Genomic DNA, 13,282 nt, shown 5'->3' on the forward strand with positions numbered 1-13,282 from the left:
CATTTACCCGGGATCACCCTCCATTACAGGAAAAGAAACGGGCAGGGTTTGAACGGAGCCCATTATAGCACGGGAAATGGAATTTTAATCCTGAGCCTGATATCCCGTCCCGGGCTCAATGCATATCCTTTATAGGTATCGAGAAAATCCCGGTAGGCGGTATTCAGCAGGTTGTTGGCCGACAGTTGCAGCGAAACCGGTCGATTCCATAACGGAATGTCGCTTCCCAGGGTGGCATTAAACAAAGTATAGGCATCGGTCGAGGCTACCCCGAAATCACTGAATTCCGGGGAATTCCCGAATTGCCAGAACGGTTCATAGCGTCCCGCCGCCTCTTTGGATGAGGTATACTGCACACCCAGACTCAGGAAAAGATTTTCTGCTTGGCCCAGTGATGAGCGTATGATGCTCACTTTTCCGCTAAGCCTGGTGGGAGGTAACAGGGGCAGATCGTCAATTTCGGAAATATCGTCCTCCACGTTCTCCCCCTTAACGGTTTCAAAGGTACCGGAAAGCTGCAGCCAGGGAAGCAGCCGGGCGCTAATATCGGCATTGCCTCCCACCAGTCGGGCATCACCCTGCACAAATTCCAAAATCGGGGGTCCCTCATTATCAGGATCGGCAAACTCCCCGGTATTGACGAGAAACATATAGTTGTCAATGGCGTTGCGGTAGACCGTGGCCCTGGCCTGCACCTTGTTCGATCGCCAGCGCAGGGAGAAATCGGTACTGAGCGAGTACTCGGAATCCAGGTAGGGGTTGCCCCGCTGGTATGCTGCAATTCCCCCGTGCACGCCATCCGCGTGCAGGTTAAAGAGGCTGGGTGCGCGGAATCCGCGTCCGATATTGGCAGCGATAGCCAGCTGTTTGGTGAACTGGTAGGTGGCACCCAGCGACCCGCTGAATTCAAAAAAGGATTGGTCCAGCACCTCATCGGTTTCCCCGGCATTATAGTCAGGCAAATTCAGGTCTGGATGAGGTTGCGCCTGCTGGTTCCGTGCATCGAACCGCGCCCCGAATGAGAGGGTAAGGTTATCCAGTTCGGCCTGCTCGAATACAAAGGCGGCTATATTATGTATTTTGGCGGAAGGCACCAGGGGCTCAGCGCCTCTGGTCTCCTGGTCCTGGTATTTATACTCCAGACCGAGCATCCCGGAAAAAGACCCTAATCCCGGGTGTTTGAGTTCGGTCCTGGCAGTATAGCTGTCGAGCAGAACATCAAGATGGGCATATCCGTCGTCGGGCAGCCCGCTGCGCGGCTCGGCTTGGTCACCGCCTGGATTGGACTGGCGTAAATTCGTTGAATAAGTAAGCTGCGGGCTGAGCGTAAAATCGTGTCCCAGGTCGAGATCCCCCTCAATTTGGAGCGTGTTGTTTTCAAGGTTTTGTCCCAGTCCTCTTCCGTTGGGCAACAAAAAATTATGCTCATTCTGCCATCGGGTATACTCGGCGGACAGTTGTCCTATTCCGGTTTGATAGCCGATGCCCAGGCTGCCGTTGAGTTGGTCGTAGTCGGTATGGTCGAGTTCACCTGAAAACTTGGGAGCGGAAGTATCGTCACTCTCCCGGAAGGTGGGCACGTCCGGGGCGGTCATATTACCGGCAGTGCGACGAATAATCGTGCCGGTAAAACCCCAGCGGTTAACGGCCCCGTTCAGGTGCACCCCGCCCACGAGTTCATCGTTATTGGACGAAAACTCTCCCAGGGTTTCTCCCTGCAAAAAGGGGGCCTCGTCAGTCGCATCGGGCAGTGCATTAGAGATCACATTAACCGCCCCGCCAAGGGCGTCAGAACCGTACTGAACACTGGCGGCTCCGCGAACCACTTCGATGCGTTCAGACGTAAAGGGATCCACATTGGGTCCGTGGCGCACGCCGTACTGCTGGTAATCCATGGCCGTGCCGTCATCAAGCACGCGCACGCGGCTTCCGCTGAGTCCGCGAATGACCGGTTTTCCCGTCTGGCTTCCGGTGGAAATGGTTGAAACGCCGGCCAATTCATCAAGGGAGGCCCCCAGCGATGTTTGCTGGCGGGAAAATTTCGTGTCTCCGGTCAACACATCCACATCGGCGGGGGTGGTCAGCGGGTCTGATTCATAGGGCGTCCCGGTGACTGTGACCGTTTCGGTCTGTAACGTTTCCCGGGTCAGTGTGACATCCAGCGTCTGCACTTCCCCGTCGTCAAGCGATAGTTGCAGGGTGTGCGTATTATATCCCACAAAAGAATATGTGATAGCATGGGAGCCCGCAGGAAGATCGGTAATTCGGTATGTGCCGTCTGCATTGGTGGAGGTTCCTTTCCTAAGATCCGGCAAAGCCACATTGACCCCCGCAAGTGGCTTCCCGGCGGGATCCCTAACGGTGCCTTCGACCGAGGCCGTTTGGGCCAGTACGGGGGGGACGGTTAATCCTATAAGGCCGATTGTTATAAGTGCAAGAAGTAGAATAGGTCGATATAGGTTTTTCATAATTTACGGGTCAGCTGTAAATCGGGAGCTGAATTTAGTTAACATTTAAAATCTTAATTGTAACAGAATTCATTGCGAAACCGTCTTTGGCCAATATCGGCATCATCGTACATTCAACATCTTTACATATGCTTTATATGCTATGTTTTAAATGCACTCAGGGGTTGAACCTGATTAAAATTGCTGGTTTTAAAAGGCTTATAACAGGTAGTCATGTTGTGTTCCATGGTTTGCTAAATTTCTTTGAATATCAGATTGCAGAGGTTTAATTCATCAGAAATAGGTGCGATATAAAAGGGAGATATTTCTCCCGGGAGCCGGCATGAGATTCTTGATACGGGACAGATGATTACGATAGGTGGTGTCGAATATATTTTCGGCATTAAGGGCAATGGTATGTAGTGTTCTTCCTGTCTGGAAGCGGTATTGGCCGAACATATTCCAGGTGTGGTACCCATCCGTCGGCGTTTCAAAGTCGCCCGTCCGGTCCTGGTTGGCGGCTATCCGCAGCTTCCCACCCATCTGAAATCCCCCTCGAGCGTAGGTAAGTCCGACCGTCGTTTTCAAAGGCGGGATCATAGGCAGGGGCTGGACCCCGGGGGTTTCGGGATTTAGTTCCTGTTCCTGCGGGGTCAGGTCACGTTCCCCATGGGTGTAACTGAATATCCCGTTGAAAGCTATACCGGAGAAGAGCTGAATTTCTGTGGACGCTTCCGCTCCATAGATCCGCGCGGCCGCCCCCTCGAACTGGTAATCGTTGAGGGAGGGAAACCGGGTATTCTGCCGGCCGGTATTACGGGGATAAATATAGTTGGCAAAGGCATTGTGATAACCCGTAATCTCGACTGAAATATCGTCCCCCCGATATCGCAGGAAGAGCTCTTTGCCCAGTCCGCGCTCGGGATCGAGATCCGGGTTTCCGATTTCATAGGAATAGGACGCCAGGTGCGGTCCTTCCGAGTAGAGCTCTTCCTGTGACGGGGGACGGTAGGAGTGCATAAAGGTGCTCCCGATGTAATAGCCCCTTCCTGCGTGATAAATAGCAGACAGGGAACTGGCCAGGGCCTGGAACGTGCGGCTGCGGATATGTCCGATATCCGAGTCGGGGTCCTCCTCAGCGGGAACCATGCGGTTGAAATCGTATCGAAGCCCGGCTTCCAGATGAAGCTCACCCCAATCGGCTTCTTCTACGACAAAAGCGGAAAAGCTATTTGCATCCGAATCGGGGGTACGGGCCCCGCTTACGGCGTAGTCTTTGGTCTCGGCCCAGATACCCATGGTTCCTTTGGAGAACACGCCAAGCTCCCGGTGATGCGCTTTCACCGAAGCATTGGTCGTGAGCACACCGAATTCCGTACCGGTGATACCCCCGGATTCAATTTCTTTGTGAAAATAATGCTTGTAGGAAAGGTTGGCGGTAACAGAGCGAAAAGCGCTGTTGGAGAGGTACAGTTCCGAGGCTCCTTCAAGCTGATATTTCTCCATCTCGATGTCCACGCCGCTGGCATGGCCCCCCTCGGGATCAGGCGGGATGCCATAGTTGTTCAGGTACATGCTGGTAGCGCCCCCGAGGTATCCCCAGGGACGAATATAGCTGATACCGAGGGCGTTGTTTGTGGATGTGAGATCTGAATTTTCCAGGGTTCCGGCAGGCGTCTCCGTATCGCCGGTCGTCCGGTAATTCAAATCGGCCTGCACGGCAAAGCTTCCGACGGGTATACCCGCTTCCACTGCGGCATTTCCCCCGGTATTGACGGTCTCTCCCTGAAGCGTAGCGGTGCCGTGGATATGATCTGGCATGCTTCGGGATATCTGATTGCGCACTACATTGACCACCCCGCCGATAGCGTTAGAGCCGTAGATGAGGGCAGCGGGACCCCGGGCAATTTCGATCTCTTCGGCGGCCATGGGATCGATCGTCACGGCATGGTCGGCCGACTGGGAAGAGACGTCCCCGGTGCGTTCGCCGTCCTGCAAAATGAGCACACGCTCGCCTCCCAGTCCACGGATGACCGGTCGCGCCGGAGCGGCTCCCATTGAGCGGGAGCTGATGCCGGCCGACTCATCGAGGGTGGCAGATAGGGTAGAGCCAAGGTTCTGGCGCAGCTGGGTCCCCGAAATCGTTTGGGAAGCGTGTTCGAGATTTGCCCCCCTGCCATTACCCTGTGTGCCGACCACTTCAACCGCCCCGGAACTGAATACGGTGGGATTCAGGCTAATCTTCACTTCCGTGGTATCATCCGCTGTTACCTCAACGGGCCGGGTGGACGTTCGATAGCCGATTCGTGTGGTACGCAGGGTATAGCTGCCGGCAGGAATATTGGAAAAAGCGAACGTCCCATCGCTGTGGGCCGTGATCGTGCGATTGGCTTCTTCAAGATACAGATAGGCAAAACTAATCGGTTCGGAGGTCTCGCGGTCCATAACCGTTCCGACAAGAGTGCCGGTCTGTAGTTCCGGTTCGGGGAGGGGAAGGGGAGCAGCAAAGGCAATACCTGCAGACAAGACCATTCCGAAACAGCATATTGACAGTAATAAATATTTTGTTAAGTGCATGGATTCAGGGAAATATGTTATCGGTGATAAAATTGTTCGAATCAGAATAGCGATTCGGAAAGATGACCGGTTGGAATAAATTATATGATGCGGCTGGCGCTGGAATGCGCCAACCACATCATGGAAATCGGCCGGGGATTAGTGCTCGTGCTCGCCAGTATCAACGGCATCGATATGGAATTCAATGGCGTTTTCATGCTCCACGGGAAATGTTTGGAAGTCTCCATGATCGTCACCATGCATGAGCTTGAATTGTACTTTTGAGCCTCCTTCTTCTAACCCCTCCAAATAAAAACTCCATCGCCCGTCTTCTTCGTGTTGTTCAATGGCTAAGACGTTATTATTTTCGATGTCCCATCCCAGGGAATACTCCTCGCCGAGATCTTCATCGTGGACATGGCCGCCCTTCTCATCGAGGAAATGTACCTCAAAAAGGTATTCCTCGCCGACAAGATAGTGCCGCTGGGTGTGCTCGGTTACCCCTTCCCCCTCTGTGTATTCTAAGATTACCTGTCCATTATGGACAAGTTCCAGTCCGTGTGGATCGGCATGTTCATCATCATCGCCCCCGGCGGGATTGTCGCCGCAAGCGGTAATAAGGAGGGCGCTGAAAAGGGTTAACAGTAAAACAGTATGCATGGGTAGTAATTGAAAAGTCTTCATAGCTCTGAAAATAGATTTAAATAATAGGTAATTGTGATACGGTATGACCGCTGCAAGGTCGGGTGGACCTTCTACGGACCCGTATAACGAGATTGTGAAATGAATAGAGAAAGGGATCTATATCAGAGCAGGAGGGGATCGTCCACGGGATACGACGGTGGAGGCGTCGTCTATTGTGTTATTCTCTTCTGTGATAATCTCTTTAACGCTAAAAAAGATATTACCTGACCGGGAGGCAGAAAGAACCTCCTTCTCAAAAATATAACCGACAATGGGGCAGACCGCCGTGTCTTTCGAAAGACAATGTCCCGTATCAGTAAAATCGGAGGAGTGGTTCCACTCAAGATGATGGTGCGAGTGAAGCGTAGAGATGGTCAGCCCGATGCTGGTAAGCATCAGTAAAAACAGACCTATTTTGGATTGCAGGCTACGTTTCATCTCACATCATTATTTTCTTGTGCATAAAACTATGCTTTTAACGTATTTATGCCAAACCGAAGTACGTAAAAAATTATCATATTTCCAGCATATGATTTCCTTGTTGCCGGGACGGTAAGGTACCCGGCGGTTTTATGCGGCTGCAGATTTGCACGGATATAACCTGTTTTTTATTTAATATTATTACTGCTACTTTAAATTATCTCAACTACCGGTGATACAATGAACACATGTTAAGAGTTCACGAAAAGAGAAAGCTTAGACTACCTGTAGCATGTCTGAGCGAAATCCATATCTTGTGATATAACGATATAGTAGTTTCAGATCTTTTCCATGGTTGTATATAGAACGTTATTTGTACTTGCTTCGATATTCATTGGTTTGGTTATAAGTAAACCCGCTTTAGCCCAGGATACGTGGGACTGGCATATTTCCGGGGGGACGGTTGTCGATGGATCGGGGCGGGAGTCGTACGAGGCTGATATCTTGATAAGCGGGGATCAGATCAGTTTTGTAGGGGAAGTGGATCCGGATACCATCCGGGTTCAAAACCGGGTGGATGCCTCCGACCACATCGTATCGCCGGGATTTATCGATCCGCATGCTCACGGTAATCCGCTTGAAACGCCGGAGTTCCGAAATTTCCTGGCGATGGGCGTAACGACGGTTGTACTGGGACAGGATGGCTCTTCTCCGTCTGTTGGTTCGCTGGACGCGTGGTGTGCAAAAGTAGCGGACATTCGTCCGGCCGTAAATATTGCTGTTTTATCGGGACACGGGAGCATCCGCAACAAGGCGGGGGTGGGGAAGAAATATCCAACGGAACGGGAGTTGCAGGAGATGGAACAGCTGTTGAAAGCTGATCTGGCCGCAGGCGCTTTTGGCATGAGTACGGGACTGGAATATGTACCGGGCTTGTATGCCGGTCAGGAGGAGCTGGAGCAGCTGGCTGAGGTGGTGGGAGCAGAGGACGGGATTATAATGAGTCACATGCGCAGCGAAGACGATGCTGAAATAGAGGCTTCGCTTGACGAGTTGGCGGGACCGGGAAAGTATACTGATGTCCATGTCTCGCATCTGAAAGTGGTGTACGGCAAGGGAGCAGATCGTGCGGGAGAGATTCTGGACTATATGGAAGGTTTTCGTAAAAGGGGGATTCGTATCTCAGCGGATTTGTATCCCTATTCGGCAAGTTATACCGGTATAGGAATTGTATTTCCTGATTGGGCGAAGACCAATGAGGAGTGGAAGAATGCCCTGCTTGAACGACCTGAAGCACTGCGAAGCTATCTGACGGATAAAGTAGCCCGGCGTAACGGTCCCGCCGCCATACTGTTCGGATCGGGAAAGTATGCGGGGCGAACGCTAAAGGAAGCGGCCCGACAGCAGGGCCTGTCACCTGTTGACCTGCTGCTTGAAATGGGCCCCCGGTCGGCCTCGGCTGCTCATTTTGTGATGGACCAGGAGCTGCAGGATCACCTGGTTACCGGTAACCGGGTCATGATCAGCTCTGACGGGAGTCCCACGATGCGGCACCCGCGCGGCTACGGCAGCTTTGCCAAAGTAATCCGTTATTATGTTAAGGAGAAAGAGATGTTAAGCCTGGAAGAGGCTATCCACAAGATGAGCGGGTTGCCGGCACGGACGGTAGGCCTAACGGGCAGGGGGACGATAGCAAGTGGTCATAAGGCCGATTTGCTTATTTTTAATCCTGAAAAGGTGGGAGACCGGGCCACCTTCGAAAATCCTCATCGGGAGGCTGAAGGTTTTGACTGGATTATGATAAATGGTCAGGTGGTCAGGGAAGGAGGGACGTTTCGGGATAAAAGGCGGGGGCGGGTCCTATCAAAAAGCTTACGCTAATATCATTTCGGGTATTTTAAGCTTCCGCAGAACCTGATCTATCCTTGTTATAGGTTATAGATGCTAAAATCCAACGATTCAGGACGGGATATTGCAAAGGATTGCATGCCAACTTTTATCTGTACAGAAAGTTTTGTTTATTGAAATAGATACTCCAACAAATTCCCTGTCCTATGAACCGGATAATTCTGCTGGCTTCCGCACTTTCTCTATTTTTTTTCGCAAATTCATGGGCCCAGGGTACTGATGAAGCTAACACCGAGGATGATAGTTTAATGGTGAATATCGCAGATTATGGTTTGCTCTACCAGGATAAACCCAAAGAGAATCGATCTCCATCTCAAATGCCCATTTATAATCCCAAGCAGTATGAAGACAAAGGTTTCGTTTGGACGCCTTCTGAGAAATGGCTTTACAACATGCCCGTCATAGGAGCTTCAAAACAGGATTCTTCGCGCAGGAAGTCAAATAAGTAGTAAGGTTTATGAGGGGCGGGAGAAGTTTATTCATCCTCCCAGGTTCAGGAAAAGTGCGATTAAAAGGAATAACAGGCTGAGTCCGAACAGGTATTTTGAAGGGAGCCAGCTGGATTCCCGGGTATAAATTCTTGCAATGAGTCCCGCTACAAAAGTGCCCATCGCCAAGCCTAATAGTAAATAAAACATGCCCGTATTTTTTTATGAATGTTTTGACGCTCTTAAAAAATGGTAGCAATGTTCACCAGGCAGCCGGTTTTGCCGTTGGACGGGTCCCTTCAGACTATGTAGATCTTTTTAGCTGACCACATGCCTGCAGCGCCCGGCAGCCTGTGGGTCGCCGTAGTGTATGTCACAATGCTCACAGGTCATAATAAAAGGAAAACCGGATGTGTTAATTATCGATAGCCTGACCGACCAGCTGCTTGAACTTCCAGCTTGTCTCGTCGGAAGTGCCCTGGGTTTGTTTCATCAGAATACCGATAACCTGTTCCTCCGGATCGGCAAAATACTGTGTATTAAAGTACCCTCCCCAATAGAATGTCCCTTTACTGCCCTGTCCCCCCATTATTTCTCCTTTTTGGTTGACCAGTCCGAATGCCAGCCCGTAATCCTGTCCACCTCCCCGGAGATCGCCTACTTGATTCTTCATCATGAATTCAACGGTGGTCCTGCTGAGTAGCCGCATCCCGTTCAATTCACCTTTGTTAAGATACATCTGGAGAAAGGTAGCATAGTCTTCTGCAGTACTGGAGAGGCCCGCTCCCCCGGAATAGAACTGTTTTTCGCCCTCCACGGGATAGTCCGGATCATAAAAAGTGACCGGATAGTGTTTCCAGCTGTCCCCTTCTTTGGTCAGCACCGGGACCAGGCGACGATGTTTAGATTCGGGTAGATAAAACCAGGTATCCTCCATGCCCAAAGGGTTAAAGATACGGCTTCGAAAGAATTCATTAAGCGGCATGCCGGAAACTTTTTCTATGAAGTAGCCCAGAACATCAAGTCCCTCGCTATATGTAAATGCTTCTCCCGGATGATGATGAAGCGGAAGCTTAGCAAGTTTTTTAACACTTTCTCCTATGGTTATATCTTTGGTCGTGAAGAGATCCGTAACACCCGCTTTTTGGTATATTTTTCTGAAACGGTCATCACCGTCAATCATACCGTATCCGATGCCGGAAGTGTGGGTTAAAAGATGCCGGATAGTAACGGGCTTGTCAGCCGGTTGGGTTGTATAGGTCGTATCTTCGGCATTGAATGAATCGAGTATTTGGGCATCCTTAAATCCGGGAATATATTTGGCAATGGGATCATCCAGACGGAATTTTCCCTCTTCCCAGAGCATCATGACAGCCGTTGCGGTAACAGCCTTGGTTTGTGAGGCTATCCTGAAAATATCATCTTCCCTCAGGGTTCTTCCGGTTTCGCTGTCGGCCGTTCCAAAAGCCTTGTGATAGACAATGGTTCCATTGCGCGCCACCAGTGCGACGGCCCCCGGGATTTGCTTGTCTTCCACGGCTTCTTCCAACATCATGTCAATGCGTGATAACCGCTCTTCCGACATCCCTTCACTGGTTGCCTCGCCTTCGACGAGGGGAGGAGACGTCTGGACCGACGGGGTCTGCGAAAATGCCGTGAATGCAAACACGGTGAACAGGCAGGTAAACAGGTACTTCGGCTTTAACATAAACTATGCTCGGTATTTGGGTTAAGTAGAAATAGTACTCCCGCACAAGGGGAAAATCTCCCTACTAATTTAACAGGATCAGCTTTAAGTGCAAATTGAGAATATATCAAAAGGATCATGTATATACCCGCGAATACTGGCTGCCCGTCCCGTGAATTTGCTCATCTTTTCAATCACTTCTTCAAACCACCCCAAATTTTCCTTATCTTTGCGAACTTGCATTACAAAACGCCGAGAAACGATTAAAACGGATCAACACATCATCATACATATTTTTGATCGTCCTCATTCAGCCGCTATCCGGTATTACCGGCGTTCTATCGATGAATTTTATAATTAGGTTATAATACAACGATTAATGAGCTCGTATAATCCCGAAAAAATTGAGTCTAAATGGCAGCAATATTGGCAGTCTGAGAAGACTTTTAAGACCCCGGAAAGCCGGGATAAGCCCAAATATTATGTATTGGATATGTTTCCCTACCCCAGCGGATCCGGATTACACGTAGGTCACCCGGAAGGTTATACGGCTACCGATATTTTGGCGCGCTACAAGCGAATGAAGGGATTTAACGTGCTGCATCCCATTGGCTGGGATGCCTTCGGACTGCCTGCCGAGCAATATGCGGTCAAGACCGGAACACATCCCCGGGATACGACGAAAAGAAATATTAACCGATTTCGGGAGCAGCTGCAGTCGCTTGGATTCAGCTACGACTGGAACCGTGAGATCAATACCACCGATCCCGACTATTATAAATGGACGCAATGGATTTTTTTAAAACTGTATGAGAAGGGGCTGGCCTATGAAGATGATGTCCCCGTCAACTGGTGCCCGGAATTGGGGACGGTGCTGGCCAATGAGGAAGTGATCGACGGCAGGAGCGAAGTGGGGGGATTTCCCGTCGTTAAGAAGCCGATGCGCCAGTGGGTGCTGAAGATTACGGAATATGCCGATCGCCTGCTGGAAGGGCTGGAGGATCTCGACTGGCCACAGTCCACGAAGGATATGCAGCGCAACTGGATCGGGAAATCCATCGGTGCAGAAATTGATTTTGAGCTTGCGGGTGAGACGGATTCTTCCGCTGCAATAAAGGTATTTACCACCCGTCCCGATACTATTTTCGGAGCCACGTACATGGTCCTGGCCCCGGAACATGATCTGGTGGATCACATTACGACCGTAGATCAGCGGGAAGCCGTTGAGCGGTATAGAGAAGAGGCCGCCCAAAAGTCGGATCTTGAACGCACTGAACTCAGTAAGGAAAAGACCGGGGTCTTTACGGGAGGGTACGCGGTAAATCCCGCAAATGGAGAGGAAATCCCGGTCTGGGTCGCTGACTATGTGTTGGCTACGTATGGGACCGGCGCTATTATGGCGGTACCGGGACAGGATGAACGGGACTGGGAGTTCGCCGAAAAGTTTGACCTGCCTATTGTACGCACCGTACAGCCTCCCGAAGATTTTGAGGGCAAAGCCTATACGAAGGAAGGCAAGACCATTAACAGCGGATTTTTGAATGGACTGAATGTTGAAGAGGCCAAACAGAAGATTATAGCATGGCTGGAAGAACAGGAAGCTGGTAAGAAGGCAATCAATTATAAGCTGCGCGACTGGCTTTTCTCGCGCCAGCGCTACTGGGGCGAGCCTTTTCCGATTATCCATGTCGATGGTGAGCCGAAACCGCTGGATGAGGATCAGCTGCCGGTGACGCTGCCGGAGGTGGAAGATTTCGAACCCACCGAGGAAGGTGATCCCCCGCTGGCCCGGGCCGAGGATTGGGTAAAAACGACCGATCCCGAAACCGGGAAGCCGGCCGTCCGGGAAACGAATACAATGCCGCAGTGGGCGGGCTCCTGCTGGTACTATTTGCGGTTTATGAGCCCGGAGTTTGAAGAGGGACCCGTGGATCCCAAAGCGGAAAGCTACTGGTCGCCGGTGGATATGTATGTGGGCGGGGCCGAGCACAGCGTGCTGCACTTGCTTTACGCCCGTTTCTGGCACAAGGTATTGTACGACTGTGGACTGGTTTCCACCAGCGAGCCGTTTCAGCGACTGGTGCATCAGGGCATGATTTTGGGAGAAATGGAATACACCGGCTATAAAAAGGAGGGAAAATGGGTTTCCGCCGGGGAGGCGGAAGAGATGGATGACGTCGAACGCCTGAACCTTGATGAGGATCAGGTGGAGAAAAAAGAAGATTATTTTGTTGTACGGGGCACGGATATAAAGATTGATGCCAAAGCCCATAAAATGTCCAAGTCGCGCGGGAATGTCGTAAATCCGGATGACGTCATTGACCGGTACGGCGCGGATTCCATGCGGCTCTACGAAATGTTTATGGGTCCCCTGGAACAGGTGAAACCGTGGAGTACCAAAGATGTGGATGGGGTATATCGTTTTTTGAATCGCGTATGGCGCCTGATGATTGACGAGGACAGCGGGGAGCTGAAAGATTCGGTGACCGACGGAGATCCCTCCCGGGAGCAACTCAAGGTGCTGCATGAGTGTATTCGAAAGGTGACAGGTGATATTGATGATCTCTCATTCAATACGGCTATATCGGCCATGATGATTTTTGTCAATGATGCGAATAAGTGGGAGTCGCACCCGAAGCCCGTTCTGGAACGTTTTGTAAAGCTGCTCTCGCCGTTTGCCCCGCACATTGCCGAAGAGCTGTGGCAGAGGCTGGGACATGAAGAGAGTATTGCCTACACCGAGTGGCCGGAATTCAAGGAAGAGTACCTGATTTCCGATACCCAGATGTATCCCATACAGGTAAATGGAAAAGTGCGGGGCGAGATTCACGTGCCGAGAGAAAAGGCCGGGGACAAAGAATACGTGCTTGCAGAAGCAAAGGCGGTTGAGAATGTTGCTAAATACCTCGACGATGGTAATTTAGTGAAAGAAATATTTGTACCCGAGCGTATTGTGAACCTGGTAGTGAAGTAACCGGCAGAAGGCTTTGCATAACTATTTTTTTGTACAACTTCTTCGTTATCGGGATTGTAAAATCCTCATATATGCGGCGGGTTCAAAATCCCTCTGTCCTTGACAGTGACCAAATATCCTTGATTGGCAATGCCTTCTGATGATGATACCGTAACTTTATACCCGCAAGTAAAAAATA

At 50.8% G+C, this 13,282-nt stretch carries 9 protein-coding genes; 3 read left to right on the plus strand and 6 right to left on the minus strand.

Annotation, left to right across the window (positions count from 1 at the left end; translation table 11 throughout):
* Positions 1-62 precede the first annotated feature (62 nt).
* The 4 genes from BUB16_RS01270 to BUB16_RS01285 form a co-directional block, all read right to left on the minus strand.
* Entirely contained in the window at positions 63-2,468 is a 2,406-nt protein-coding gene (locus BUB16_RS01270; RefSeq protein ID WP_073058998.1) for a TonB-dependent receptor, read from the minus strand.
* A 273-nt stretch (positions 2,469-2,741) separates the two neighbouring features.
* Positions 2,742-4,979: a TonB-dependent receptor gene (locus tag BUB16_RS01275; RefSeq protein WP_139240138.1), complete on the minus strand. Its 2,238-nt coding sequence runs from the start codon at positions 4,977-4,979 to the stop codon at positions 2,742-2,744.
* Between the two features lie 183 nt (positions 4,980-5,162).
* Entirely contained in the window at positions 5,163-5,687 is a 525-nt protein-coding gene (locus tag BUB16_RS01280; RefSeq protein ID WP_139240139.1) for a hypothetical protein, read from the minus strand.
* 117 nt (positions 5,688-5,804) lie between these two features.
* Positions 5,805-6,125 carry a hypothetical protein gene (locus tag BUB16_RS01285; protein ID WP_073059000.1) on the minus strand — a complete coding sequence of 107 codons (321 nt, stop codon included), beginning with the start codon at positions 6,123-6,125 and terminating at the stop codon, positions 5,805-5,807.
* A 333-nt stretch (positions 6,126-6,458) separates the two neighbouring features.
* On the opposite strand from BUB16_RS01285, the gene BUB16_RS01290 reads away from it, so the two are divergent.
* Both BUB16_RS01290 and BUB16_RS01295 read left to right on the plus strand, forming a co-directional pair.
* Positions 6,459-7,988 (plus strand): N-acyl-D-amino-acid deacylase family protein, encoded by a 1,530-nt coding sequence (locus BUB16_RS01290; RefSeq protein ID WP_084087940.1) that lies wholly within the window; start codon positions 6,459-6,461, stop codon positions 7,986-7,988.
* 173 nt (positions 7,989-8,161) lie between these two features.
* Positions 8,162-8,464 carry a hypothetical protein gene (locus BUB16_RS01295; protein WP_073059001.1) on the plus strand — a complete coding sequence of 101 codons (303 nt, stop codon included), beginning with the start codon at positions 8,162-8,164 and terminating at the stop codon, positions 8,462-8,464.
* Between the two features lie 30 nt (positions 8,465-8,494).
* Here the strand turns inward: BUB16_RS01295 and BUB16_RS21335 are convergent, their stop codons facing one another.
* Entirely contained in the window at positions 8,495-8,653 is a 159-nt protein-coding gene (locus BUB16_RS21335) for a hypothetical protein (RefSeq protein WP_170864236.1), read from the minus strand.
* A gap of 205 nt (positions 8,654-8,858) precedes the next feature.
* A complete protein-coding gene (locus BUB16_RS01300; protein WP_073059002.1) occupies positions 8,859-10,151 on the minus strand; it encodes a serine hydrolase domain-containing protein in 1,293 nt (430 codons plus the stop codon).
* Between the two features lie 358 nt (positions 10,152-10,509).
* Here BUB16_RS01300 and leuS point away from each other — a divergent pair, with 358 nt between their 5' ends.
* Positions 10,510-13,104 (plus strand): leucine--tRNA ligase, encoded by a 2,595-nt coding sequence (leuS, locus tag BUB16_RS01305; protein ID WP_073059003.1) that lies wholly within the window; start codon positions 10,510-10,512, stop codon positions 13,102-13,104.
* Positions 13,105-13,282: the final 178 nt, after the last annotated feature.

The organism is Fodinibius roseus (assembly GCF_900129315.1).
Taxonomy (GTDB): domain Bacteria; phylum Bacteroidota; class Rhodothermia; order Balneolales; family Balneolaceae; genus Fodinibius; species Fodinibius roseus.

Bases quoted from the DNA above. Each gene is read 5' to 3' on its own strand.
- BUB16_RS01290 (WP_084087940.1), top strand. From the start codon at position 6,459: ATGGTTGTATATAGAACGTTATTTGTACTTGCTTCGATATTCATTGGT.
- BUB16_RS01275 (WP_139240138.1), bottom strand. From the start codon at position 4,979: ATGGTCTTGTCTGCAGGTATTGCCTTTGCTGCTCCCCTTCCCCTCCCC.
- BUB16_RS01295 (WP_073059001.1), top strand. From the start codon at position 8,162: ATGAACCGGATAATTCTGCTGGCTTCCGCACTTTCTCTATTTTTTTTC.
- BUB16_RS01270 (WP_073058998.1), bottom strand. From the start codon at position 2,468: ATGAAAAACCTATATCGACCTATTCTACTTCTTGCACTTATAACAATC.
- BUB16_RS01285 (WP_073059000.1), bottom strand. From the start codon at position 6,125: ATGAAACGTAGCCTGCAATCCAAAATAGGTCTGTTTTTACTGATGCTT.
- BUB16_RS01300 (WP_073059002.1), bottom strand. From the start codon at position 10,151: ATGTTAAAGCCGAAGTACCTGTTTACCTGCCTGTTCACCGTGTTTGCA.
- leuS (WP_073059003.1), top strand. From the start codon at position 10,510: ATGAGCTCGTATAATCCCGAAAAAATTGAGTCTAAATGGCAGCAATAT.
- BUB16_RS01280 (WP_139240139.1), bottom strand. From the start codon at position 5,687: ATGAAGACTTTTCAATTACTACCCATGCATACTGTTTTACTGTTAACC.
- BUB16_RS21335 (WP_170864236.1), bottom strand. From the start codon at position 8,653: ATGTTTTATTTACTATTAGGCTTGGCGATGGGCACTTTTGTAGCGGGA.